20 protein-coding genes are annotated in these 26,950 nt (G+C 51.3%); 17 read left to right on the plus strand and 3 right to left on the minus strand.

What is annotated here, in order from left to right; translation table 11 throughout:
* Nucleotides 1–3 precede the first annotated feature (3 nt).
* Nucleotides 4–906: an AraC family transcriptional regulator gene (locus DFP94_RS01135; RefSeq protein ID WP_114494610.1), complete on the minus strand. Its 903-nt coding sequence runs from the start codon at nt 904–906 to the stop codon at nt 4–6.
* A 156-nt stretch (nt 907–1,062) separates the two neighbouring features.
* Between DFP94_RS01135 and yicI the strand changes: the two genes are divergently transcribed.
* From yicI to DFP94_RS01165, 6 genes are all read left to right on the plus strand, one after another.
* Nucleotides 1,063–3,381 (plus strand): alpha-xylosidase, encoded by a 2,319-nt coding sequence (gene yicI / locus DFP94_RS01140; protein ID WP_114494611.1) that lies wholly within the window; start codon nt 1,063–1,065, stop codon nt 3,379–3,381.
* Between the two features lie 160 nt (nt 3,382–3,541).
* Nucleotides 3,542–5,320, plus strand: a complete 1,779-nt coding sequence (locus tag DFP94_RS01145) for a cache domain-containing sensor histidine kinase (protein ID WP_114494612.1) — start codon at nt 3,542–3,544, stop codon at nt 5,318–5,320.
* Between the two features lie 93 nt (nt 5,321–5,413).
* Nucleotides 5,414–6,394, plus strand: a complete 981-nt coding sequence (locus DFP94_RS01150; RefSeq protein ID WP_114494613.1) for an ABC transporter permease — start codon at nt 5,414–5,416, stop codon at nt 6,392–6,394.
* 14 nt (nt 6,395–6,408) lie between these two features.
* The gene (locus DFP94_RS01155; protein WP_114494614.1) at nt 6,409–7,308 is read left to right on the plus strand and encodes a carbohydrate ABC transporter permease; all 900 of its coding nucleotides are present in this window, start codon (nt 6,409–6,411) and stop codon (nt 7,306–7,308) included.
* 208 nt (nt 7,309–7,516) lie between these two features.
* Nucleotides 7,517–9,259, plus strand: a complete 1,743-nt coding sequence (locus tag DFP94_RS01160; RefSeq protein WP_114494615.1) for an ABC transporter substrate-binding protein — start codon at nt 7,517–7,519, stop codon at nt 9,257–9,259.
* Nucleotides 9,260–9,353: 94 nt separating this feature from the next.
* Nucleotides 9,354–11,729, plus strand: a complete 2,376-nt coding sequence (locus DFP94_RS01165; RefSeq protein ID WP_114494616.1) for a glycoside hydrolase family 95 protein — start codon at nt 9,354–9,356, stop codon at nt 11,727–11,729.
* A 123-nt stretch (nt 11,730–11,852) separates the two neighbouring features.
* Here DFP94_RS01165 and DFP94_RS01170 read toward each other — a convergent pair whose 3' ends face one another.
* Nucleotides 11,853–12,686 (minus strand): AraC family transcriptional regulator, encoded by an 834-nt coding sequence (locus tag DFP94_RS01170; RefSeq protein WP_114494617.1) that lies wholly within the window; start codon nt 12,684–12,686, stop codon nt 11,853–11,855.
* A gap of 123 nt (nt 12,687–12,809) precedes the next feature.
* Between DFP94_RS01170 and DFP94_RS01175 the strand changes: the two genes are divergently transcribed.
* Together DFP94_RS01175 and DFP94_RS01180 are read left to right on the plus strand one after the other, a co-directional pair.
* Complete coding sequence (locus DFP94_RS01175) at nt 12,810–14,843, plus strand: beta-galactosidase (protein WP_114494618.1); 2,034 nt, start codon at nt 12,810–12,812, stop codon at nt 14,841–14,843.
* 107 nt (nt 14,844–14,950) lie between these two features.
* A complete protein-coding gene (locus tag DFP94_RS01180) occupies nt 14,951–15,925 on the plus strand; it encodes a phosphotransferase family protein (RefSeq protein ID WP_181872985.1) in 975 nt (324 codons plus the stop codon).
* Nucleotides 15,926–16,033: 108 nt separating this feature from the next.
* Here DFP94_RS01180 and DFP94_RS01185 read toward each other — a convergent pair whose 3' ends face one another.
* Nucleotides 16,034–17,107 (minus strand): M42 family metallopeptidase, encoded by a 1,074-nt coding sequence (locus tag DFP94_RS01185; RefSeq protein WP_114494620.1) that lies wholly within the window; start codon nt 17,105–17,107, stop codon nt 16,034–16,036.
* Between the two features lie 446 nt (nt 17,108–17,553).
* Here DFP94_RS01185 and spoVAC point away from each other — a divergent pair, with 446 nt between their 5' ends.
* From spoVAC to aroE, 9 genes are all read left to right on the plus strand, one after another.
* Complete coding sequence (gene spoVAC, locus DFP94_RS01190; RefSeq protein ID WP_425459222.1) at nt 17,554–18,054, plus strand: stage V sporulation protein AC; 501 nt, start codon at nt 17,554–17,556, stop codon at nt 18,052–18,054.
* Nucleotides 18,054–19,079: a stage V sporulation protein AD gene (gene spoVAD, locus DFP94_RS01195; protein WP_114494621.1), complete on the plus strand. Its 1,026-nt coding sequence runs from the start codon at nt 18,054–18,056 to the stop codon at nt 19,077–19,079. The genes spoVAC and spoVAD overlap by 1 nt, the downstream gene beginning before the upstream one ends.
* The gene (gene spoVAE / locus DFP94_RS01200; protein ID WP_114494622.1) at nt 19,076–19,426 is read left to right on the plus strand and encodes a stage V sporulation protein AE; all 351 of its coding nucleotides are present in this window, start codon (nt 19,076–19,078) and stop codon (nt 19,424–19,426) included. Before spoVAD ends, spoVAE begins: the two co-directional genes overlap by 4 nt.
* A 254-nt stretch (nt 19,427–19,680) precedes the next feature.
* Nucleotides 19,681–20,616: an AAA family ATPase gene (locus tag DFP94_RS01205; RefSeq protein WP_425459236.1), complete on the plus strand. Its 936-nt coding sequence runs from the start codon at nt 19,681–19,683 to the stop codon at nt 20,614–20,616.
* A 3-nt stretch (nt 20,617–20,619) separates the two neighbouring features.
* Nucleotides 20,620–21,867, plus strand: coding sequence for a DUF58 domain-containing protein (locus DFP94_RS01210; RefSeq protein WP_114494624.1), 1,248 nt, complete (start codon nt 20,620–20,622; stop codon nt 21,865–21,867).
* Nucleotides 21,864–24,131, plus strand: a complete 2,268-nt coding sequence (locus tag DFP94_RS01215) for a DUF4129 domain-containing transglutaminase family protein (RefSeq protein ID WP_114494625.1) — start codon at nt 21,864–21,866, stop codon at nt 24,129–24,131. Before DFP94_RS01210 ends, DFP94_RS01215 begins: the two co-directional genes overlap by 4 nt.
* A 118-nt stretch (nt 24,132–24,249) precedes the next feature.
* Entirely contained in the window at nt 24,250–24,777 is a 528-nt protein-coding gene (locus DFP94_RS01220; protein WP_114494626.1) for a YqeG family HAD IIIA-type phosphatase, read from the plus strand.
* Nucleotides 24,774–25,901 carry a ribosome biogenesis GTPase YqeH gene (yqeH, locus tag DFP94_RS01225; RefSeq protein ID WP_114494627.1) on the plus strand — a complete coding sequence of 376 codons (1,128 nt, stop codon included), beginning with the start codon at nt 24,774–24,776 and terminating at the stop codon, nt 25,899–25,901. The genes DFP94_RS01220 and yqeH overlap by 4 nt, the downstream gene beginning before the upstream one ends.
* Nucleotides 25,902–25,941: 40 nt before the next feature.
* Nucleotides 25,942–26,808 (plus strand): shikimate dehydrogenase, encoded by an 867-nt coding sequence (aroE, locus tag DFP94_RS01230; RefSeq protein ID WP_114494628.1) that lies wholly within the window; start codon nt 25,942–25,944, stop codon nt 26,806–26,808.
* Nucleotides 26,809–26,950: the final 142 nt, after the last annotated feature.

Consider the following 26,950-nt stretch of genomic DNA (forward strand, 5'->3'; position numbering starts at 1 on the left):
AACTTAGGCTTCGATCTGGCTTTGCAGTCTTCTCCGGAATTCCGAAGGCGAGCAGTTCATCGTCTTTCGGAACACCCGGATAAAGTAGCTGATATTATCGTAACCGACCTCAAGGGCGATATCTGAAATTTTTCGTTCAGGCTGCCGGAGCAATTCAACGGCTTGGCGAATCCGGTAGGAATTAATATAATCCATCGGGGTTTGCCGGGTCATGGATTTAAAGAAGCGGCAGAACTGGCCTTCGCTCATCGGAATCAGCGACGCTAGCTCGGACAGGCGAATAGGTTGACCGTAATTTTGCTGAATATAGTGAATAATCGTTTTCAAACGTTCGATTTTTGAAGACTCGCTCCGGTTGCTCGCGGTCCGGTTACAGGTTTTGTCCTGGGAGAAAATCTCCGCGAGCATCAGGTAAAGATGGCCTTTAACGGCTCCTTCGTACCCGGAAGATCCTTCGCCGCAGCTTTTCATAATGGAGACAATATGGTTCAACAGGCTGATTTCAACATCTTCAACACGCCGGAGATGTCTGGGAAATGTTGCTTTTCTTTCCTGCAAGGGAAGGATCATATTTTCCTGAACGGCATCGTAGTGAGCGCTGGCGAGCAAATTCGTGTCAAACACCAGCGAGAAAAAAGCGCAGCCTTCTTCACCGCTGGCGTGAGCGGCGTGAATGTCTCCTCCGTCGACAAACACGGCCTCCCCGGCACGGACGGTGAAATAATCGGTATCGACCTGGAACAGCGTCTCGCCTTCCACACAGTAGAAGAATTCGGCTTCCTCATGCCAGTGGCAGTCAATGACATGCTCTCCGGCGCCATAGCGGAACCAGTAGGTACCGAATGGCTGATGTTCGTCGCCGTGAGCCCGGCTTTCTTTCAGGGATCGGCGCAGAGCTTGATCCATACCATCACCTCATCAATATAGTGTTATATTTTTATTTAATTATGTTAGAATGTTTCTTTTTTAATCAGTATAATGCAAGTGTAAGTGAATTTACAGCATCATTTTGAAAATCAAGAACTCAAAAAACAATGTCAATCGAAAGGCGGTATATTACCAATGAAATTTACCGATGGCAACTGGCTGATTCGCGATGGTTACACGCTTTCCACTGCGGTTCAAGCCTACGATTTTATGGTTCAGGACCATACACTGACAGCATCAGCTTCGACGACACCGCTTCGCGGCCGCGGCGATATGATTAATACAACGCTCCTTACGGTGCAATTCCATTCCCCGTTTCCTGGCGTGATCGGCGTGAAGCTTGTGCATTTTGCCGGTACCGTGGATCATGGACCTTCTTTTGAACTGGCTAAGGGCGGCGATCATGCAGTAATTACGGAAAACGATGAGTATGCCGAACTCAAAAGCGGCAATCTGAGTGTTCGTATTTCCAAAGGCGCGCAATGGTCGGTAGATTTCTACCGCGGGACTCAGCGTCTTACAGGGAGTGCCTTCAAATCTATGGCACACGTGACCGAAGCCGGCGGGAACACGTTCATGCGCGAAGAGCTCGACTTAAGCGTCGGTGAACTCGTTTATGGTTTGGGCGAACGTTTTACATCCTTCATCAAGAACGGGCAAATTGTCGATATCTGGAACAAGGACGGCGGCACTAGCTCCGAACAATCGTATAAGAACATTCCGTTCTACGTTACGAACAAAGGCTACGGCGTATTGGTTAATGATCCGGGCGGCGTGTCCTTCGAGGTAGCGTCGGAAAAAGTGAAAAAAGTCCAATTTAGCGTACCGGGCGAATCGATCGAATATTTCGTCATCGACGGACCGGAGCCGAAGGATGTGCTCGATAAATATACGGCATTGACCGGCAAGCCTTCGTTGCCGCCGGCATGGTCGTTCGGCCTGTGGCTTACCACTTCGTTTACAACCGACTATGACGAAGCTACGGTTAATTCGTTCGTGGACGGCATGGCCGAAAGAGACCTTCCGTTGCATGTCTTCCATTTCGACTGCTTCTGGATGCGCGAGTTCCACTGGACGGATTTCAAATGGGATGAGCGCGTGTTCCCTGATCCGGTCGGCATGCTGAAACGCTTGAAAGAAAAAGGCTTGAAAATTTGCGTATGGATCAACCCTTACATCGGTCAGCGTTCCCGCTTGTTTGAAGAAGGCAAGCAAAACGGCTACCTCGTGAAAAAGCCGAACGGCGACGTATGGCAATGGAATTTGTGGCAGCCGGGGATGGCTCTGGTTGACTTTACGAATCCGGAAGCATGCGAATGGTTTGCCGGTTACCTGCGTGAACTCGTCGACATGGGCGTCGACAGCTTCAAGACCGACTTCGGCGAGCGAATTCCTACCGATGTCGTTTACCACGACGGTTCCGATCCGGTCAAAATGCATAACTACTACCCTTACCTTTATAACAAAGTGGTATTTGAAGTATTGGAAGAGAAACTTGGCAAAAATGAAGCAGCGTTGTTTGCCCGTTCGGCTACTGTCGGCGGTCAGAAATTCCCGGTTCACTGGGGCGGAGACTGCTACGCGGATTATGAATCGATGGCGGAAAGCCTTCGCGGCGGCCTGTCGCTCGGTTTGTCCGGCTTCGGTTTCTGGAGCCATGACATCGGCGGTTTCGAGAATACTGCTCCGGTTCATGTGTTCAAGCGCTGGCTAGCATTCGGTTTGATGTCCAGCCACAGCCGTTTGCACGGCAGCAGCTCGTACCGGGTGCCTTGGGCTTATGATGATGAAGCGGTTGACGTTACCCGATTCTTCACCAAGCTGAAATGCAGTCTGATGCCATACCTGTTTGATACGGCCGTTTATGCAACGGAAAAAGGCGTTCCGACAATGCGCGCCATGTTCCTGGAATTCCCGAATGACCCGGCGACTGAGACGCTGGATCGTCAATATATGCTGGGCGATTCCTTGCTGGTCGCTCCTGTGTTCAGCGAAACCGGGGAAGTTACTTACTTCCTGCCTGAAGGTACATGGACTCACCTGCTCACGGGCAAAACTGTGGAAGGCGGCAAATGGCAAAAAGAAACCTATGATTTCTTAGGCTTGCCGTTGTTCGTCCGCCAGAATTCGATCTTGGCGAAGGGGGCCAACAATACCCGGCCGGATTATGATTTCGCGGACGGCGTAGAGCTCGGATTGTATCAGCTGCAAGAAGGCGTTCAAGTGACTCGCACGGTTCGCAATGTGAAAGGTGAAACCGAGCTTCTGGTGACCGCGGTTCGTGAAGGCTCTAAAGTAACCCTCAGCGCGGAAGGTGCCGGTAAAGCATTCAAGGTATCGCTCCACGGCATGGGCGAAGCGACAACCGTTCAAGGCGGGGAGCTTACTAATGAAGGAACTGTTGAAGTAACTTCCTTCTCCGGTAAGACGGAATTGCAGATTTTCTTGAAATAACCTTGTTGCCCCTGGTGGAACAATAAATTAATTTTAAGCTAATGCGCCTGTGGTCCCGGCGCTCCCGAAATATCCCCGCTTGTCAAAAAGTCGGGGATATTCGGTTTTTTTTCACGAATTTATCGTTCCCATGCTACCGAAGTCCAGGAGGCCGATGAACATGATTAAAAAAGCGATACAAATCACGAATAATATGAAGCTCAAGCATAAGCTGATCATTTCTTACATTTTGGTCGTCATGATTCCCGTCCTGATCGTTGGCATCACTGTGGTAAGTTATTTCCGAGCGGAAGCGATGGACCGCGCGATCGAGCAGACGACTAACAATGTGGAGAAAATCAAATCTCAGCTTGGAAACATGCTGCGCATTCCTGTGGACGTCTCCGATACACTGCTATTGGACAAAGATCTGGAACGGGTGGTCACGACCCGTTACGATAATGCACTAGAATTGACGAAGGCTTATTTGGCTTATGACGGTTTTATCCAGTTTTCCCGGGTGTACAGGGAAGTTGCCGGCATCCGATTTTATTACGATAACCCGACGCTGATCAACAACACGGAGTTAATTCCCGTCACGAAAGAGGTTGAGGAAACGAAATGGTATCAGCAGGCGATGGAATCGAAGAATCTTGGTTGGTCTTATATTGACGATCCGGAAGTTATTCCGGTGAAGAAGCTCAGCTTGATTCGGCAATTGCCGTTCCCCGAACGCCGCGCAAAAGGGGTCTTGATGGTTTCGCTGGACCAAAATGAGTTGAACCGCATGCTTAGCCAGGAAGAATTCGAAACGCTGATTGCGGACGATCAAGGACATGTCGTAGCCGCCAAAGACCATAGCCTTGTCGGTAAGACGCTGGATGGCCTGGACTATGGCGTGGATCTCAACCAAGTAACTAAAGGCAGCCACAAAATGGACATTCGCGGTGAGGCGTCCTATTTGATCGTGGATGAGTTGGTCCCCGAATCGAGTGCCAACGGGTTAAGGATCATGTCCGTCTTTAATACGGACGATATCGTTAAGGATGCTAATCGGGTTAGTATCTACGGACTGGTTATCATTTTGTTGATTCTGCTAATCGCACTTGCTTTCGTTTACATCGTATCGTTGCTTACGACCAATCGTCTGCTGCGGCTTAGCAGGAATTTGAACCGGTTGGCGTTAGGGGATTTAAATGTGGTTTCGCGGATTGACGGAAACGACGAAGTTGGGCAATTATCCCGCCAATTCAACTATATGGTGGAAAGCATCAACCGGCTGATGGAGCAGGTAGTGGAGAAGACCGAACAGAATAACAGTCTGGAATTGGCCCAACGGGAAATCAAATTAAAGATGATGGCCAGCCAGATCAATCCTCATTTTCTTTTTAATGCGCTGGAGTCTATTCGTATGAATGCCCATTTGAAAGGCGAGAAGGAAATCGCTAATGTTGTCCGGCTGCTTGGTCGTTTGATGCGCAAAAATCTGGAAGTCGGAAGGGAAAGCACACCGCTGAAGGAAGAAATCGATATGGTCCGTTCTTATCTCGAAATTCAGAAATTCCGTTACGAGGATCGACTGATTTATGAATTGGCCGTGGACCTTCAGGCTTCGGATATCCGGGTTCTGCCTCTCATTATCCAGCCTCTTGTCGAGAATGCGGTAGTCCACGGAGTAGAGGATAAAGCGGAGGGTGTGGAAGTCAGGTTGGCAGTTCAAATGAAGGATGATGTTGTTGAAATCCGGGTTAGCGACAACGGCCTCGGAATGATGCCTGGGCGGCTTGCCGAGGTAAGGCAATCGATTTCAAACCCCGAGGAATCGGGCAATAACCGGATCGGTCTGCGCAATGTTCATCAAAGACTCGTATTATCGTATGGAGAAGAGCATGGCCTCAACATCGTGAGCGAATATGGAAAAGGAACTGAAATAGTTTTCACAATTCCGGTCAATGTCTAATTTTTATATGGTTTTCTTTGAAATCTATCGGGTATTTCCGATCTCCCATCTACTTTATCATAAAGGTATAGCAGAGAAGGGGGGATTGGACAGATGGAAACGCTCTCAGCGAGCAACGGGACTAGAAATGTAAGCGTAACCCCTGAACCGTCGAAGAAACGGAAAAAAGGATTCTGGCAAAGTATAGTCCAACAGAAATATTTATACCTAATGTCCTTGCCATTTGTAATTTGGCTGTTTGTGTTTAACTATTTACCAATCTGGGGCTGGACGATGGCATTCCAGAACTATAAGCCGGCCAAATCTTTTTCGGAACAAAAATGGGTCGGCATGAAAAACTTTGTGGACTTGTTCCAGGACGAAAGATTTTACCTGGTATTAAGAAACACGCTAGCGATGAGTATTATGGGCATCATCTTCACGTTTATCGTGCCGATCTTTTTCGCGGTGTTCCTGAACGAATTGAAAGGCAGCATATTCAAACGGACCGTTCAGACGGTATCATATTTGCCTCACTTCGTATCCTGGGTCGTTGTTGCAGGGATCATTACGAAGATGCTCTCGATCGACGGCGGGATTATAAATGAGATTTTAATGTCCTTGCATATTATTAACGAGCCCATACAGTTCATGGCTCAGGGGAAATGGTTCTGGGGGATTGTAACCGCTTCCGATATATGGAAGGAGACAGGATGGAACGCGATCATCTACTTGGCTGCGATCACCGGGATCGACAAGGAACTTTATGAAGCCGCTCGGGTCGATGGAGCGGGCCGATTCAGACAAATGTGGAATATTACGCTTCCGGGAATCCGTACTACAATTTCCGTACTCTTGATTATGTCGATCGGTCACTTGATCGGTATCGGCTTCGAGAAACAGTTCCAGCTTCAGAATGCACTGGTAACGGATTATTCCGAAGTTTTGGACATATATGCGTTGAAATACGGTATTAATATCAGCCGCTTCTCGTACGGTACAGCCATCAGCATGTTCACCTCCGTCGTAAGTATCATTCTGTTGCTCACGGCAAACGGCATCATGAAGAAAACGACGAAAGAAAGCATTATGTAAAGGAGGGGACAAACGTGGCAGCAAAAGCATTCAATGCGACAAAATCAGAGAAAATTTTCGATATTTGCAATGTCATTTTAATGACAGTGATCCTGATCATTACGTTGTATCCTTTCTTGAACGTACTTGCGATTTCGTTAAATGATTCAACGGATACCGTTCGGGGCGGCATTTATATTTGGCCGCGTGAGTTTACACTGGAAAATTACAAGACGATCTTCGGTTATACCGGCTTATTGCAAGGTTTCAAAATTACGATGTTTCGGACAGTTGCCGGTACGATTCTTGGCTTGATAAGCGCATCTATGCTTGCTTATACTTTGAGCCGTCCGGACTTTAAATCGCGGAAATTCGTTTCCACCTTCTTGGCTCTGACGATGTATTTCTCCGGCGGGTTGGTTCCGACTTACATGCTGATGCGTCACCTTGATCTGATCGGGACATTCTGGATTTACATCCTTCCTGGGTTGGTCAGCGCATTCAATGTGTTCATCATCAGGTCCTTCATCGACGGATTGCCTTACGCTTTGCAAGAATCGGCAAAACTTGACGGTGCCAATGATTTCAAGATTTACTACAAAATCATTCTTCCGCTCTGTAAGCCGGTATTGGCGACGATTGCGCTGTTCTTGGCAGTCGGGCAATGGAACTCCTGGTTCGATACTTATCTGTATAACGGAAACAAGCCTGACCTCACTACATTGCAGTATGAATTGATGAAGGTACTTGCCAGCACGAACCAAGGTGCTTCAATGGCAAACGCGAATGACTTGGCCAATCAGATGGCCCAGGTATCTCCGGAATCCATCAAAATGGCGATTACGATTGTCGTAACGGTTCCGATTCTGATCGTTTATCCGTTCCTGCAAAGATACTTCGTATCCGGCATGACTTTGGGTGCCGTAAAGGCTTAATCACTTTGTAGCATTTCGGTTCCGCGGGGCTTTAACCAGCCCCGCTCGAACCCCATTACCAAGCAAGGTCATTTTAAAAGGCTTCAAATGAAAGCCCTTACTTTGATTGCTTGGATGCCGGACTAGAGCCGGATATAGGTAAGGTAGACGCAGGTAATGCCTGTTATACAATATAGCGTTACAATAATTTTCTAGGGGGAAAATAGACATGAAGTGGAAAAGTCCAAAAACCTTTGCTGCTCTTCTGCTAGCCAGCACCTTGCTCGTTGGCGGCTGCGGAAATTCCGGCAATGACACTGCGGCAAGCAACAACACAGGCAACAAAGCAAATAACAACCAAAATACGCAAGCGGCGGAAGACACAAGCCCTGTCTCCTTCAGCTTTTTCGGCGGGGATGCCAGCCCTAACTGGAACGGTATGCAGGATGAAGTAGGTAAAGCGATTACAGAGAAAACCGGGGTTACCCTGGAAGCGGAATTTGACGTAGGTGCTGGCGGCGGCGAGAGCAAAGTTGCTTTGATGGCCGCAAGTGGCGATGTACCTGATCTGATTTTCGCAAAAGGCGAGCTGTCCAAACTGATCGATGCCGGACTCATCTTGGATTTGACCGACTTGATCGAAGAGCATGCCCCGAATATCAAAAAGATTTTCGGCGATAACATGAACCGTTTGAAATACAGCAATGAAGATCCAGCCATTTATTCCATCGTAAGTAACATGGGCGTCGACAACCAATACTTCGATGCCACAGGCGGTTTTGAAATCCAGCACCGTGTATTGAAGGAACTTGGTTATCCTGAAGTCCGCACTTTGCAAGATTATGAAAATGTCTTGAAGGAATACTATGCGAAGCATCCGACTACGGACGGACAACCTACGATTCCTTTGACCTTAAGTGCGGATGACTGGAGAATCATGATCACCGTTACCAACCCGGCTTTCATCGCTACCGGTGCTCCGGATGACGGAGAATACTATGTCGATCCGGCAACTTATGAAGCGAAGCTCCATTACAAACGTCCAGAAGAGAAAGAATATTTCCGTTGGTTGAACCATATGTACAATGAAGGATTGCTCGACAAGGATACTTTTGTACAAAAAGAAGACCAATACAAAGCAAAAATCGCCAGCGGCCGCGTAATTGGCTTGATTGACCAAGAGTGGGGCTATATGGACGGGGAAAATGCCTTGAAAGCTGCAGGCAAAAACGAATATACTTACGCTCACTTTCCTGTTACGTTGAGCAAAGACTATGTTGATCATTCCTTCCAACCTGCTGGGGTTGACGGATACGGTATCGCGATCACAACAGCTTGTAAAGATCCGGTTCGTGCCATCAAGTTCCTGGACTGGCTGGCATCCGATGAAGGTCAAATCCTCAGAAACTGGGGTATCGAAGGCAAACACTACACTGTTGAAAACGGAAAACGTGTAATTCCAGCTGAGGTCACCGAAAGAAGAATGAACGATACAGCTAACTTTACCAAAGAAACAGGTCTTGGCAATCCAGCCGGATTGTACGCCGTTATGAGTGCTCGTTATGGGGACGGAGTCAAAGATTCCACCGATAACTACTATACAATCAACTTCCCGGAACAAATCGTAGAACTTTATTCCGATGCTGAGAAAGAATCGTTGGCAGCTTATAAAGCTACAACATGGAAAGATTTGTTCCCGCAAGAAAGCGACTTCGAAGCTAAGGAATGGGGCGCGTTGTACAACATGCCAGTTCCGACAGACGGCGATTATCAAGTAATCTCCAAAAAGTCACAAGATATCATCCGTAAGCGTATTCCGGAAGCGGTGCTTGCAAAAACGGCTGACTTCGATAAAATCTATGACGGTTTCCTGGCTGAACTGGATAAAGCCGGCGCAGAAAAAATGGAAGCCGAATATACAGAGCTTGTAAAAGCGAGAGTATCGTTGTTTACAGGAAAAGACATTAAATAATTGTGTTTTAAAAAATCTTATAGCATGATGTAGAAAAGGCCCGTAAGCGTATTCGGGCCTTTTCTCTAAGTTTTACGGAGTGGAGGTAAGAGAAATGACGGATAGTAACAATGGGAAAACAGGGTGGAGGTTATGGTACAATCAGCCCGCTTCCCGCTGGGAAGAGGCTCTGCCAGTCGGAAACGGGCGGATTGGCGGCATGATTTACGGCGGGGAGCGCTCGGAGGTCATAGCGTTAAACGAGGATACTTTATGGTCCGGATTTCCCCGCGATACTCAAAATTACGATGCCCTTCGGCATTTAGGCCGCGCCAGGGAACTGATATTTTCCGGGAAATATAAAGAGGCGGAATCCTTAATAAACTCTAAAATGCTGGGCCGTCGGAGCGAGTCTTATCAACCTTTGGGCAATTTAAAGGTGGAACACTCCGGAGAAGCCGCATTCAGTGAATATTATAGAGGCCTGGAACTGGAAACCGGAATAGCGGAGGTGCGTTATTCCCGCGGAACCGCCCGCTACACTCGCGAGGTATTTGTCAGCGCGGTAGATCAGATTCTGGCTCTCCGGTATGCATCGCCTTCGCAAGATGTGCTGGATCTTTCCATTTCCCTCGATTCGCCGTTACGTCACACGATAAGCGATGCGCAGGAAAGCAACGGGTTGAAAATGAACGGCCGGGCGCCGAGTCATATTGCCGACAACTATTTGGGCGACCACCCTCAATCCGTGCTATACGAGGAAGGTCTGGGGCTTTCCTTTGAGACACAGATTCTGATCTTGCATGAAGGCGGGGCCGTTGTCAGAGAATCCGGGGTCGTGAAAGTGAAAGGTGCAATTTCGGTGACCGTACTGCTCGCAGCGGTAACCAACTTCGCCGGATATGACATCATGCCGGGAAGCGGTGCTGAAGACCGGATTGCAGGAAAATGTAATGCCGCGCTTAAGGCAGCCGCGAAGTTGGGTTATGACGAACTGCGCAGCAGACATATCCGGGATCACGGAAGTCTTTTCGGGCGGTTGCAGCTTGATTTAGGGTCAACGGACAACGCTGCCTTGCCGACGGACGAGCGTCTTGCCCGTTACCAGGCAGGAATGAATGATCCGGCTTTGGAAGCTCTCTATTTCCAATACGGACGCTATCTGCTGATGGGGAGCTCGAGACCGGGAACGCAGCCCGCTCATTTGCAGGGAATATGGAATCCGCATATGCAGCCGCCTTGGAACAGCAATTATACGACAAATATTAATACGGAAATGAACTATTGGCCTGTGGAAGTTTGTAATTTGAGCGAATGCCATGAGCCTCTATTCGGCCTCATTTCGGATTTAAGCGAAACCGGCGCGAGAACCGCACGAATTCATTACGGTTCCCAGGGCTGGACCGCGCACCATAACGTTGATTTGTGGAGGGCAGCCACGCCGAGCGACGGGGATGCCAGTTGGGCGTTCTGGCCGATGAGCGGAATATGGCTTTGCCGCCACCTTTGGGAACATTATGACTTCGTACGGGACGAAGCCTTTTTGCGGGACACGGCCTATCCGTTGATGAAAGGGGCCGCGGAATTTTGTCTGGACTGGCTTATCGTCGGGCCGAACGGTCAACTGGTAACGGCTCCTTCAACGTCACCGGAAAATAAATTCCTGACGGCGGACGGAGAACCTTGCAGCGTATCCGCGGGATCAACGATGGATCTGTTTTTGATCTCGGAGCTGTTCACGCATTGCATTCAAGCGGCATCCATTCTTGAAGCCGACCAAGAGTGGATTTCCCGGTTGGAAGAAGCGATGGAGAAAATGGCCAAGCCGGAAATCGGGCCCGACGGGCGTTTGCGCGAATGGAGCCAAGACTTTGCGGAAGCTGAACCCGGCCACCGGCATGTTTCGCATTTATACGGGTTGTATCCGGGCGCTGCCATTACGCCGGAAAACACGCCTGAGTTGGCGGAAGCGGCGCGGAAATCGCTGGATAGCCGGATCAGCCAAGGAGGCGGACATACAGGCTGGAGCTGTGCCTGGCTGATAAATCTGTATGCCAGACTCGGAGATGGAGAAGCGGCGTACCGTTTTGTTAATACGCTTTTATCCCGCTCGACCTATCCGAATCTGTTCGATGACCATCCGCCGTTCCAAATTGACGGTAATTTCGGAGGAACCGCAGGGATCGCCGAAATGCTGATTCAGAGCCACCGGGACGGAATACATCTGCTGCCTGCACTGCCGAAAGCCTGGCCTACCGGAAGCGTTAGTGGACTCAAGGCAAGAGGCGGCTACTCGGTCAGTGCGGAGTGGATAGGGGGGCGCCTGTCGGAGGCTCGTATCACGGCTTCACGCAGCGGCTGGTGCACGGTCCGTTATGACGAGCCGATTACCGTTACTAAGCCGGACGGAACTAGCGCGCCCGATAAAGAACTTCGTTTTTGGACGGAACCGGACGAAACATACCGGATTTATATAGATATGAAGAAATAGCATGCAGTTATGAAAGGCTGTCCTATCGGTCCATTGTTGGCCGTGAGGGCAGTTTTGTTTTTTTATTGGATGACGATTTGGTTACCGGTTACATATGTGAATTAGGCTAGTTTAGCGGAATCATTAATGTAGCTTGCGGAACTGCTGCGGGGTCAGGCCCGTATGCTTGCGGAACGTAGCCACAAAATGGCTGGTGTCGCGAAAACCGGTTAGTCCGGCAATGCTCGCCACGGTGAGATCCGGATCTCCGGCCAGGCGCTCTTTCGCCTTGTGAATGCGCATTTGAACGAGGTAAGCATAAGGGGAAAGGCCGAAGGTAAGCTGGAACAGCTTGCTTAAATGCCGTCCGGATATGCCGAGCACATCGGCCAAGCTATCCAGTCCGAGATCGGGATTGCCGTAATGCTTTTCCATCCACTTAAGCAAGGGATTCAGCTTCTCCATATTTCGGGTTACGGAGATGCTGCTGGCTTGCCCGAATTTACTCAATAGTCCAAGGAAGCGGTAAGTCTGGGTGGAGGTTTCAAGGCCGAATAGGTCATCCCCGGTATCAAGCTGTTCAAGCATTGATCCCAGCAGGGGGGCCAGGGGCGAATCCGGTTCCCAGTGGAAAAAGGCAGGTTCGGAAATGGCGAATGCGGAAAGGATATGGCTTGTTGCTTCCCCGCCGAACGTCAGATAGAGCGTTCTCCAAACTTTTCCATCGGAAGTTTCATAAGTATGCGGCATGCCAGGAGGCAGGAGAAGACCGGTGTGAGGCTCAAGGACGACCGTTTCGTTGCCGTAGGTTAGCCTTCCTTCCCCGGCCTCGGTTTGAATCCAGTGATAGCAGGGATAACCTTCGGGACGGGTAACTTTTTCCTGACTGGGGTTATAGCCGATACTTTCGACAAGCAGAGGAAGATGAGGGTTCCCGGAGGGGGAGAAGACGTATCGCCGGTACGCAGGCGTTAGCATGAAAGGATCCTCCTAACAGTTCCATATTATTATATTCGAGTTCAGAATTATTATATATCAAGGGCTAAGCTTTGATTTTACAATGGTAATATAATTATATCACATATAAAGGATGTGTTCGCAGTGATCAATGATAAGCTGCCGAAAATATGGTATGGCGGGGACTACAACCCGGAGCAATGGGATGCGGGGATTTGGCAAGAGGACGAGCGCATGTTCAAGCTCGCCGGCATCGATGTAGCGACCGTCAATGTGTTCTCCTGGGCGTTGAACCAGCCTGATGAAGATACTTACGATTTTGCCCAACTGGACGAAACGATGGACCGTTTGTACAAGAGCGGTGTTTACACTTGTTTGGCAACAAGTACGGGGGCACATCCGGCCTGGATGGCACGAAAATATCCTGACGTAACCCGCGTGGACGTGCAGGGCAGAAAGCGCAAGTTTGGCGGACGCCATAATTCCTGCCCGAATTCCCCGACCTACCGCAAGTATTCCGTTCGCATGGCCGGCAAGCTGGCGGAGAGATACAAGGATCATCCCGGCCTGCTGATCTGGCATATTTCCAATGAATACGGCGGCTACTGCTACTGTGATAATTGTGCTGCCGGTTTCCGCAAATGGCTTCAGGAACGCTACGGAAGCCTGGAAGCGTTGAACAAGGCGTGGAATACCCGCTTCTGGGGCCATACGTTCTACGATTGGGAAGACATCGTTCCGCCGAGTGAGCTGAGCGAAGAATGGAACGGCAACCGGACCAACTTCCAGGGCATCTCGCTGGACTACCGCAGATTTATGTCTTACAGTTTGCTGGAATGCTATAGATTGGAGTACGAGGAACTCAAGAAACACACGCCGAACATTCCGGTTACGACGAATCTGATGGGCTTTTATCCGGAATTGAACTATTTCGAATGGGCTAAATATATGGATATCGTGTCTTGGGACAACTATCCTTCCCTGGATACGCCGGTCAGCCACACGGCCATGACGCATGATCTGATGCGGGGACTGAAGAGCGGAGATCCGTTCATGCTGATGGAGCAAACGCCGAGCCAGCAAAACTGGCAAGCCTACAACTCGTTGAAGCGTCCGGGCGTTATGCGCTTGTGGAGTTATCAGGCCGTGGCCCGGGGCGCGGATACGGTGTTGTTCTTCCAGCTTCGCCGTTCCATCGGCGCGTGCGAGAAGTATCATGGTGCCGTGATCGAGCATGTCGGCCACGAGCATACCCGCGTATTCCGGGAATGCGCCGAGCTCGGCCGGGAACTGGAACAGCTTGGCGATACGCTGCTGGATGCCCGGACGGAGGCCAAAATCGGGATCGTTTACGATTGGGAGAACCGCTGGGCTACCGACCTGTCGAGTGGTCCGACCGTATCTCTGAATTATGAAAAAGAGGTTCACAAATATTACGACGCTTTGTTCAAGATGCATGTAGAGAGCGATATGGTATCCGTCGAAGAAGACTTCGGCAAATACGAAATCGTTATTGCTCCGGTTATGTACATGGTTAAACCGGGTTTTGCGGAAAAGGTGGAGAAATTCGTTTCGAACGGAGGCACCTTTGTTACCACGTTCTTCAGCGGCATTGTGAATGAGAACGACCTTGTGACGACCGGCGGATATCCGGGAGAACTGCGGTCCGTGATGGGCATCTGGGCGGAAGAGATTGACGCGCTGTTCCCGGACCAGAAGAATCAGATCGTGATGAAGCATTCATGGGGGAAACTTGATGGGCAATTCGAGTGCGACCTGCTCTGTGACCTGATTCATTCCGAAGGTGCCGAAGTGTTGGCCGAGTACGGCTCGGATTTCTATAAAGGGATGCCTGTCCTGACGGTGAACCGCTTCGGAAACGGACGCGCCTATTATGTGGCCAGCAGCCCGGAGGCCTCGTTCCTTGAAGGATTCCTCGCTAACCTGTGCGAAGAGAAAGGAATCAAACCGCTGCTAAACGCTCCTGCGGGCGTGGAAGTGGCACGCCGGGTGAAGAACGGCATGGAATATCTGTTCCTGCTGAACCACAATGCCGATGCAGCCATGGTGGAAACGGGCGCGGATGCCAAAAAGGAACTGCTCGGCGGAGAAACGGTGTCGGGGATCGTTACGGTACCTGGACGCGGCGTCTTGATTTTGGAGCGCGCCAAAGCTTAACATGTTATTGATCGTTTGAATGAGAAAATGAATGGGACCCTGCAAAGTACCTGAACGGCTTCTTAGTATAGACCTACGCTTTGTGGTGGATGACGGAGGAATGTCGGATGGACAATGCAATTAAGCGGCAATTGAGCGCAGAAGATTTAGATGTTTTGGTAGGCCGCGCTTTCGGCGGGGAGAAAAGGATTGCTTCAGCATTGGAGTTGAAAGACGGCTGGTTCAATTCCGCTTATGCCTTGACTTTCAGCGACGGCACCCGGTCCGTCCTGAAGGTGGCGCCCCGGATGGAAGCCGGAATGATGCGTTATGAGCGGGATGTCATGAGAGCCGAGGTGGATGTACTTCACCTTCTGAAGGAAACCGGGAGTATCCCGGTGCCGGAAGTCTATTATTACGAAGCAGAGCCGGGCGGTTTCGAGTTCTTCTTTATGGAGTTTCTTTCAGGGGAACCGTACAACAAAGCGAAGGAAAATCTTACCGCAGAGGAGCGAAAGGTGATCGAAGCGGAACTGGGCCGGTTGAGCCGCCGCCTGAATGAGATCTCTGGTAAGCGGTTCGGTTACTATGCTCAGGAAGAAAAGCAGGGAACGGATTGGGCGGACGTATTTACCGACATGGTTGCCGGCCTGCTTGCCGACGCCAAGGATGCCCAGGTGGAGTTGCCGGCAAGCGAAGTGGAGTTCAGGTCCTTGCTCGAAGAGCGCAGGGTAAGCCTTAATGAGGTCACTGAACCGCGCCTCGTCCATTGGGATTTGTGGGACGGCAACTTGTTCGTCAAAGAGGGCCGCATTACCGGATTGATCGATTGTGAACGAGCGCTATGGGGGGATCCCCTCATGGAGTACTATTTCCGCGGATTATTCGGGGATAATAACTCCGCTTTTTTAAGCGGATACGGCAAGGAATCCTTCACTGACGCCGAAAAAGAGCGGCTGCAGCTTTATGATTTGTATCTCGCCTTGATTTTGCGCATCGAGTGCATGTATCGGCAATACAGTGATACGAATCATCACAAATGGGCGACTGAGCTTTTAAAACAGTGCTGGGATGGATTATTCGGCGAGCGGAAAACAAAATAAACAATACTCGTAATAACGGGCATGCGGTAAAAAAAGGGGCTATCCTCCCAGGTCGAAACAGATCGGAGAGGATGGCTCCTCTTTATTGTTCTATTTATTTGTTAAGGCTTAACTCCGCTCCAGGATCGTGTTCAATGTGGTGCGGTCCAGGCCTTTGACCAGCTTGGTTAGCAGTTCTTTGGCTGCGGCATAATCGTCCGTATGAATGATCGAGGACGAGGTATGGATATAGCGCGAGCAAATCCCGATGACGGTGGAAGGAACTCCGATTCCGCTCAGGTGAACTTGTCCGGCATCCGTCCCCCCCGGGGATACGAAATACTGATATTTGATCTTATGGGTATCTGCCGTATCCTGGATATATTCCACCATCCCGCGATGTGTCAGCATCGTTGGATCATAAATCCGGAGCAACGCGCCTTGACCTAATTGGCCGAAGGCTTTCTTGTCGCCGGTGGTGTCGTTCGCGGCGCTTGCGTCAAGGCCGAAGAAAATATCCGGCTGGATCAGATTCGCCGCGGTCCGCGCACCGCGAAGGCCGAGCTCCTCTTGTACGGTGGCCCCGCAGTACAGCGTGTTGGGCAGCTTCTCGCCGTGCAGCGCCTCCATCAGCTCGATGGCGAGGCCTACGCCGTAGCGGTTGTCCCACGCTTTGGCCATAATCTTCTTCGGGTTGACCATAGGCGTAAATTCGCAGATCGGGACAATTTGTTGCCCCGGGCGAACCCCGGCCGCTTCGGCTTCCTCGCGGCTGTCTGCCCCGATATCCAGGTACATCGTCTTGATATCGACAGGTTTGCTGCGTTGAGCCTCATCCAGCAGGTGGGTCGGGGTCGAGCCGACGACGCCCACGATTCGGCCCTGCGGGGTAATGAGTTGCAGGCGCTGCGCCAACACGGCCTGGCTCCACCAGCCGCCGAGCGGCTGAAAATGCACCATGCCGTTATCGGTAATGCCTGTAGTCATAAAGCCTACCTCGTCGAGATGCCCTGCCACCATGACCCGGGGCCCTTGGTCATCGCCGCGCAGGACGCCGAACAGGCTTCCCAGGCGGTCTTGCACGAATTCTTCGGTATAAGCCGACAACTGATTTTTGAACCAGATGCGAAGCTCTCTCTCAAATCCCGGAGCAGCGGGAAACTGAGTCAATTGTTTAAAAAGTTCCTTTGTTTTTTCATTCATCTAACGTTCTCTCCTTTCCATCATTATTTAGTATGTACCAGCTTTCAAGGAATGTCTATGTTCCGGAATAACGCGAAATACAAAATCCACATTTCGAAGTGGCACCGGAGCACCCGATGGTTCATATACTGCAGCAAAGTTCTTTTCGAAAGAGCCTAAGAAGGCAGGGAGGCAAGTCATGATGGAGCGGTATTCCAAAGACTGGCTGGTGATCTTGTTATTGTTCATTCTGCTGGTCATCATCCTTCAATATCTTTAATCATAGGCTAAGGCTGTAAAGCAGCGGTTTCCGGTACGGGAAATCCGCTGTTTTTTTGTTTCGTCCGGCTATGGATGATTTACCAAACATAACAAATGTCCCGCTGACAAATAATGAATGTACGGCGTAAGAAAAAAGATCCGCTATTCGGACCCGCAATAGATTATGTACGAAGGAGGGATGGCGATTGCCAGCCAAATCGAGATCCGGTGCCCGGGTGAAGCTGAATTCCATGTCGCTGACCGAAGAAGATTACAAAGAAATTGCCAAAAAACATAAACCCAAAAGTAATATTTTCGGGAACTGCCTGAAGGCATTCCTTGTCGGGGGACTGATTTGTCTGATCGGACAATGCATTCAGCAGCTATTTATGACATTCGGCGGTATGACTTCCAGAGAAGCAAGCAGTCCGACGGTCGCCGTGCTGATTATTATTTCCGTCATTCTCACCTCATTTGGCGTTTACGACAAAATCGCCCAGTGGGCAGGTGCAGGAACGGCGGTGCCCGTGACCGGGTTCGCCAATTCCATGTGCTCTTCGGCGCTGGAATCCAAGGCGGAAGGCCTTGTTTTGGGCGTCGGGGCCAATATGTTCAAACTGGCGGGCTCCGTTATCGTTTTCGGCGTCGTCGCGGCCTTTTTGATTGGCGTGGTGCATGTCATTTTCGGATTGGGAGGCTCGCACTGATGATGCTGACCGGCTTGCAGTCCTGGGAATTCAAATCGAAACCGGCTATTATCGGAGCGGCGACCGTAGTCGGCCCGGAAGAAGGGCAAGGCCCGCTGTCGGGCGATTTTGATTTCGTGTACGACAATCTGGAGATCGACGAGAAGACTTGGGAAAAAGCCGAACGCAAACTTCTCGAACACGCCTCCTCGCTGGCGCTGGTACATGCGGGCATTTCCCGGGAAGAACTTCAATTTTTCATCGGCGGGGATCTGATGAATCAGATCATCAGCGCCACTTTTGCAGCCAGAAAGATCGGAGCTCCCTATTTGGGCGTCTTTGGAGCATGCTCAACCTCAATGGAAAGCTTGGCGCTGGCCGCCTTGATCGTGGATGCCGGAGGCGCAAATTATGCGCTCGCCGGGACGGCCAGCCATAACTGTACCGTGGAGAAGCAGTTCAGGTATCCGACGGAATACGGATCGCAAAAACCTCTGACGGCACAATACACGATTACCGGTTCCGGCGCCGCGGTGGTCTCCTCCCAAGGTTCCGGGCCGCGCATTACTCATGCAACCATCGGACGGGTTCAGGACCTTGGCGTGAAGGATCCGTTCAATATGGGAGAAGCGATGGCGCCGGCAGCGGCGGATACGCTGGTCGCGCATTTCCGCGATACGGGCCGGGGACCGGAGGATTACGATTTAATCGTGACCGGCGACCTGGCAGCGGTTGGACACGCCATTGTTAAGGATGTCCTGGAGCAAGATGGCGTATCCATGAACAAGACGATATTCAATGACTGCGGGCTGATGATTTACGACCGGGACAAGCAGCCTTTCGTGATTGCGGGAGGAAGCGGATGCGGATGCTCAGCGGTCGTGACTTACGGACATATTTTGAAAAAAATGAAAAAAGGCGAGCTGAACCGGGTGCTGGTCGTGGCTACGGGAGCGCTGTTGTCTCCGCTGTCTTATCAGCAGGGCGAGAGTATTCCGTGCATCGCCCATGCGGTGGCTCTGGAAAGGGAGGAAGGATTACGATGATATTTCTGTGGGCATTCGTCGTAGGGGGATTGTTTTGCGTCGTCGGCCAGATCATGTTCGATATATTCAAGCTGACTCCGGCTCACACGATGAGTACCTTGGTGGTGATCGGAGCAGTCATGGATGCGGTGGGGTGGTACGATCCGCTCGTCAAATTTGCCGGCGCCGGCGCTTCCGTACCGATCACCAGTTTCGGCAATTCACTCGTGCACGGCGCGTTGACCGAACTGGAACGGGACGGATGGATCGGGGTCATTACCGGGATCTTCGATGTTACCAGCGCAGGGATCTCCGCGGCGATCATCTTCTCGTTTTTGGCCGCACTCGTCTTCCGTCCGAAGGGCTGATCAGGAGATTCGGTACATCTGGAGTTGCCTAAAAAAGCAAAACCTTCAGCCGTTTGCTGAAGGTTTTTTGTCATGGGTTCGGGAGGTTCCTCCGTCCGAAAATATTCAACATCACTCCCGAAGGGTATCAAGTATACTTCTTGGACTTACATCATGTACAATAGGAAGAAATAAGAAATAAGCATAGACAACATAGATGCGAGAGGACGATCAAATGTCTGGAGGGAATAGAAGTGCCCGTAAATGAGCAATCGATGACAATAATGACCGCCGTAAAAGACAATTTGGAATCATGCATTCTTGGAAAATCTTTTGAAATCAACTTGCTGCTCACCGCTCTGCTTGCCGGCGGCCACGTACTGATCGAAGATGTGCCCGGAACAGGCAAGACCCAACTGATCAAGGCGCTTGCCAAGTCAATGGACGGCGAGTACCGGCGTATTCAATGCAATCCGGATATTTTGCCGAGCGATATTACCGGCGTGTCGGTATTTCACCCCCACGAGGAACGTTTTGTGTTCCGTCCCGGACCGGTGATGAGTAATATTTTGCTGGCTGACGAGATCAACCGGGCTACGACCAAAACCCAGTCCGCGCTGCTGGAGGTTATGGAAGAGCGCAGCGTTACTGCGGATGGCGTCACTTATCCCTTGCCGAATCCCTTTATGCTTTGCGCCACGCAGAACCCGATTGATTTTGAAGGTACTTATATGCTGCCTGAAGCCCAACTGGACCGGTTTATGCTAAAAATCGGGATGGGGTATCCCGATACGGCCACCGAAAAAAACATGCTCTTCACCCATAGTAAGGGGCAACCTGTCGACCAGTTGCGGCCGGTGACCAATATGGAGCAAATCGCCGCTATTCAACGCGAAATCCGCGATGTGCACATCGGCGAACTGCTGACGGATTATCTTCTGGAAATCGTGCGTCGTACCCGGGAACATGAAGCCGTACTTCTGGGCGCTTCGCCCCGGGCTTCGCTCGCTTTTGTGACGGCGGCTAAAGCGTTCGCATTTATGCAGGGACGCTCTTACGTCTTGCCTGACGATTTGAAAATTTTGGCCCCTTATGTGCTTGGACACCGGATTTTGCTGCGTCCCGAATCCCGGTTGGACAGTATGAATTCGGGCCAAGTGTTGCAGCAGATTTTGCGGCAGGTTCAGGTGCCGATATCTGCGGGACGGTAGTTTATGCGAGCGGTACTGGAAACATTCAGATCCGGGCTCTCCTCGCTGAACTTTTGGAAGATAGCCTCATTGTGGCTGGTATGTTTGTTTTACGTATTATTCCAAGGCGGCAAAACGTCGCTGATGCTGTTCACGATGGTATCGCTGTTGGCTTTATATTGGGTGGTCGGCGGGTTGGGAGGCATTAAGCGCGTGAAAGGCTCGCGCACCTTGTCGCAGGAAAGCGACAGGTCGGGAATGCTGAAGGCCGGGGACCAGGTTCATGTCAAGCTTCAGGTGCAGCCTCCGAAGTTTATGCCGCTTCCTTACATCGTGGTTAGAGAACATTTGCAGCGGCACAACGGGGACTCCTGGATGTTCGAAGACAGTGTTGTTCCTCATTTTCGCAAAGAGAGTACCATCATTTATCAGACGCCTCCGCTGGAACGGGGAAAGTACGTGTTTGCCGGTACGGAGTGCCATTCGGAAGATATTTTCGGACTAATGAAGCATAAAGGAGTATTCGAGACCGGCGGGGAGTTCCGTATTCTTCCGCGCACCGTTTTTATTCCCCATTGGCGGTTGCAGAGCCGCAATTCGCGTCTGGCCGGACCGGAAACCGCCATAGCCCTGTCCCGCAGGGAAACGACCCAAATCAACGGAGTCCGCGATTATATCTACGGCGACCGGATCTCCAGGATTCACTGGAATGCAACGGCGAAGACGGGGACCTGGAAATCGAAGGAGTTTGAACATGAATCGTTGCCGAAGACGATTTTGGTGCTGGATGCGCATTCGATCAGCTACGTTCAGCCCTCCCAATTCGAACTGGCGGTATCAATAGCCGCATCGCTGTTGGAATACGGCGCACGGGAGAGAATCAGCATGGGACTTTGCACATTGGGCAAAAGCTTCCGAGGATTTCTTCCGGCGGAAGGTTATCTGGAGCGCCAGCAGATGCTGCATTATCTAGTGGATATTAATGCGGACGGTTACGGCGCCTACAAGGATATGTTGGAGGCCAAGCGGGAGTATTTTCCGTCCGGAGCGTTCTTTATTCTGATCAGTCCGCTGACCGATGATAAAATGCTCGGCATTATGCGCTGGGCCAAATCGCGATATATGACGCCGTATCACATTCATACGGCGGGTCCGGGTACCGGGGCAAGTCGTCAGGGGCAATGGAAAGCGTCCCTTCAGGATAGAGGAATGAAAGGGATTTCAGTCACTTCGCTGAGCGAACTTCCGTCAGCTCTGGGGGGTGGCCGATGATGAATCGTTCCAAAGACCGAAGATTTTCCTGGTACCGTATATTCTCGGTATTATGGCTGCTTCTGATCGCTATGCCATGGATTGATTACACGGAGCCTTTATGGTTTAAGGAGACAACGGCGCTTGTTACTGTGACTCTATTGACGGTTGCCGTGATCGAGATGCTTCCTTTGGGGGCGGCCTGGCGCTGGGTGATTAAGGCCTTTGCGGTAATGTCCGTTTGGCGGATCGTATTGGTCGCATATCAAGTGTACACCCCGGCCGGCAAATTGTTTCCGGATCAGTTTCGCGAGATGGCCCAGCAATTTACGCCTTATATTTGGTTCTCCTTGGGGGCTTGGGCGTTTTTTGAACTCGCGCTGGAACTGCTGACCGGAAAAAAACGCATTCTGGTCTTTTTGGCTGCTGATCTGGTGGCTTTTGCCATCCTGGACTCGTTTACTTCCTATTATTTATGGCAAAACGTAGCTTGGACGGTGTTCGGAGGGCTCGGTTGGCTGGTCAGCCTGCACTTCCGCTCTTTTCAGCTCAAATATCCGCAAGGCTGGAGCCGGCTTCGGAGCCAGCCGGTCAAGATCGCAGCTAACATTCTTGTTATTTTTGCCTGCGTTCTTTTGATCGGTATCAGCATGCCGTCGGTATCTCCGGTGTTAACCGATCCGTATACGGCCTGGAAAAACAAGGAGAACGGAGCGGGCGGGAGCGCCGCAATTCCGGCTTCCGCAGCGGCAGGAGCCGTCACGATTATTGCTCCGCAAGAAGTCATCTCCGGCTATAGCCGGGACGACACGGAGCTTGGGGGCGGTTTTGAATTTAGTTACAGCCCGGTGATGGCCGTGGATACGTCCGTTAGGTCCTACTGGCGCGGAGAGACGCGCCGGAACTATACCGGCAAGGGATGGGCGGATCTTCAAGATGAGGTGCGGGATTACGAAATCTACCAGGAAAGCTCTACCGGAGAGCTGCCGGTCACGAAAATAGCTCCGAAGGTAAGCACCATGCAGGTGGAGCAAACGATCACGATGCAAAACGAGGAAGTCTATCCCGTATTGTTCGGCGGTTATTCCATGGGCAGCGTGGAATTGCTGGATGAGGAGCAGCAAGCCGGGGGTACCATGATGTGGGCGTCCAAGGAAGCCGAACTCCATTGGGGCGGGTATAAGAAGGCGTTAAGCAGTCAGGAACCCATGGAGCGCCTCTACCCGAAAAAGTATAAAGTAGTCGCCAACATCCCGGTCATTCCGCTTGAGGAAGTACAGCAGGCTACTTTCGAGGAACTGTATCAGGGTTCTCAAGACAGAGGATATCTGCAATTACCTTCGGAGTTTCCGGAGCGGGTTCGGGAACTGGCCGTACAGGTTACCGCAGAAGGCTCCACCCCTTATAGGAAGATGGAACTCTTGCAGGCCTATCTCCGGCAAAACTATGAATACACAAATAAACCCGACTTGTCCCGGAAAAAAAGCAAAGACTTCGTGGATGCATTCTTATTCGAGATTAAGCAAGGGTATTGCGATTATTATTCCACCTCCATGGTGATGATGGCCAGGTCGCTTGGCATTCCGGCACGATGGGTCAAAGGGTATGCTCCGGGCAACCAGCCTAACCCTGAGTACCTGCAGCGGTTCCCCGAAACGGGGATGGCATACCGGGTTAATAATGCCGACGCGCACTCCTGGGCTGAGCTGTATTTTGGCGAATACGGGTGGATTCCGTTCGAAGCGACTCCCGGTTTTGACGCCCCGGTACTGTACGAACAGGACGGGAGCGTAGTGACGCTTACCGATGATGCATCGGTGGATCGTGAATCCGCCAAACAAGATGCCGGCTTTTTGAATGAAATTAGCCCCAAGACGATCCGGAACGTATTCCTGGTTGCGCTTGCGATTGTTCTGGCGTGGGTAGTGTACCAACTGCGGTCCGTTCTGTACTTTGGATTTTACAGATTGCGTTTGGGACGGCCTTTGACGATTGAAGAAAAGATTGTTCTGGAGACGCATCGCGTAGTCCGCAGACTGCGGTGGCGAGGCTTTGAGCGGAGCGGCGACGAGACGCTAAGGGAATCTTTTGGCCGCTGGAAAGAGAAACAGCCGGAACTGACGGCGTCCCTGGACGCGTTGCTGCGGGAATTTGAACGGGCCAGTTATAGCCGGCAGGCGTTTTCGCCGAATCAATGGAACATCGTTCAGGAGCTCTCACGCAAGCTGATCCGGATGACCCGAAGAAGAACCGGTGAACATTTTGTGGAACGTTTCAGAATATGACGGTCAGTTAATGAATCCCCGGTGCTTGCGCCGGGGATGTTTTCTTATTTAAAATATAAATATAAAGCAGGGACAGAATATGGTATAGTTTGTCGTATGAAACCGAGGTGAACGTACATTGTTTGAAGGATTTTTGCCAAAACTGCGGGTTAACAGCGTTTTTGATATCGACCTCCAAGGTCTGTACCAACAAGGGTACCGGGGAATCATCACGGACCTGGACAATACGCTGGTCGGGGCCAAAGCTCCTTTGGCTACGCCCGAGTTGGTGGAATGGTTCGAAAAGGTAAAGAAAGCCGGATTTAAACTTGTGATCGTGTCAAACAATAATTTGGACAGGGTGTCGGTATTCGCCACCCCCTTAAATATTGAGTTCGTGCATAAGGCGAGAAAACCGGCGGGCTCCTCATTCCGGAAAGGAATGGAGATTATGGGCCTAGATCCGAAGGAGACGATTGTGGTAGGCGATCAAATGATGACCGATATTCTGGGAGGCAACCGGCAGGGGCTGTTTACTGTTTTGGTGCTTCCGATATCGGCCGGTGACGAGGGCCTCGGCACCCGCATTAACCGACGTTTGGAGCGGATCGTCAAGCATCGTTTGGGGAAATCGGGATTATGGCTTGAGGAGGAAAAGCAAAAATGACAGACAAGCGGAGCGAAGAACGACAATTCCGCTGCAGCGGCTGCGGGATCAAACTGCAGAGCGAAGAGCAGAACCGACCGGGGTATACCCCGAAGCAGGCACTTACACGGGAGCCGGTCATTTGCCAGCGGTGCTTCCGGATCAAAAACTACAATGAATCCTCATCCGTTACGGTGGAGCAGGACGAGTTCTTACGGCTGCTCGGCCAAATCGGCGGAAAAGAGGCGCTGGTCATTCACATCGTCGATATTTTTGATTTTCACGGCAGCGTGATTTCCGGGCTTCAGCGTTTTATCGGCAATAACCCGGTGTTGCTCGCCGTTAACAAAATCGATCTGCTGCCCAAAGTAACCAATTGGAACAAGCTGCGAAACTGGGTACAAAAAGAAGCGAAGGATCTCGGGCTGAAAGTGGAGGATGTCGTGCTCTGCAGCGCGAAGCAAAACAGCGGCTTCGACCGTCTGCTGGAAGCGCTGGCAAGATACCGCGGTGATCGGGACGTGTATGTGGTCGGTGCGACGAATGTCGGCAAATCGACGCTCATCAACCGGCTGATCCGCGATTACAGCGATCTTGATCAGGAACTGACCGTGTCCAGATATCCGGGGACGACGCTGGATATGGTGCATATTCCGTTGGACGACGGGAGAGCGATTATCGATACGCCGGGCATTATGTATCCCTCCAGGTACAGCGAGATCGTGAGCCCGGAGGATCTGGGCATCCTTTTGCCGGATAAGCCGTTGAAGCCGACGGTGTACCAGTTGAATGAAGGGCAAACCATTTTCTTCGGCGGGTTTGGCCGGTTCGACTTTATTCAGGGGGAACGTCAATCGTTCACCTGCTTCGTAAGCGGGCGGGTTCCCCTGCACCGGACCAAGCTGGATCGGGCGGACGAATTGTTTGCGGATCATGCGGGTGAACTGCTTAGCCCTCCAACCCGGGAAAACCTGGAGAAACTTCCGGAATGGACGCAGCATGAGTTCCGCGTTGCGAAAGGGAGCCGGTCCGACCTGTTTATTTCGGGTCTGGGCTGGATCAAGGTGAATAATGAGTCGGGTGCGGTTGTGGCTGTTCATGTGCCCAAAGGCATTAAAGTGATGGTCCGGCCTTCAGTGATCTAGTCTCTTTCTCGTTTACGGAAAGGATCAAAGGGGGAAAACTATGAATGTCGTAGAGAAAGAGCGGGGAGGAAATCCATTGCCGCTGTTGCTCGGCGTCATGGGGGATCCGATCATTCAGTCCAAGTCTCCGGCAATGCACATGGCGGCGCTTGAAGCTGCGGGTATCGAGGGAAGTTACGTACCGCTTCACGTAAAAGAAGAGCGTTTGCAGCAGGCGGTACAAGGAATCCGCGCGCTTGGATTCCGCGGTGTTAACGTAACGGTTCCACATAAAGTCGAGATCATAAAATATTTGGACGAAATCGACGAAGGAGCCCGTGCCATCGGCGCGGTGAATACGATACTCAATGACGGCGGAGTGTTGAAAGGCTATAATACGGATGGCATCGGCTATATCCGTTCTTTGAAAGAGGAGGCTGCGCCCGATTTGACCGGAAAGCGGGTACTTGTGCTCGGTTCCGGCGGCGCGGCACGCGGCATTGTGTATGCCCTGCTGCAGGAGGCGCCTGCCCGGGTAATCGTGGCGAACCGCACGGCGGAGAAGGCGCGGGATTTGGCCCGGGAATGGAGCCATCTCGGTCACCTTCAGGGGTGCGGCATGGAAGAGGCCGGCAACCTGCTGCCGGAAGTTGATATTTTGATCAATACAACCTCCGTCGGAATGTATCCGCATCCCGGCCATATGCCGCTAGATGCGGCTGGGTTGCCTTCCGGCATCGTCGTAAGCGACCTCATTTATAATCCGCTGCGGACGGAATTGCTCATTCAGGCGGAACGGAAAGGCTGTACGGTCCATAATGGAATCGGAATGTTCGTTTATCAAGGGAGCTACGCCTTTGAATATTGGACCGGCATGCCGGCTCCCGTGGAAGCGATGCGGGCCGCGGTGTTAAGCAGTTTGGCATAGGCGGCTAACGAGTTGGCTGTGCCGCCGTTTTAAAACATTCGGGTATGAGGCGTACGGCGCAGCCGTTTCTGGCTTCATTAACTGGAAATTCTCCAGTTAATTCCATCGATTTACGCGATCGAAGGAATTTAACCGGAAAACC

Origin of the sequence: Fontibacillus phaseoli (assembly GCF_003337355.1) — a bacterium.
Taxonomy (GTDB): Bacteria; Bacillota; Bacilli; order Paenibacillales; family Paenibacillaceae; genus Fontibacillus; species Fontibacillus phaseoli.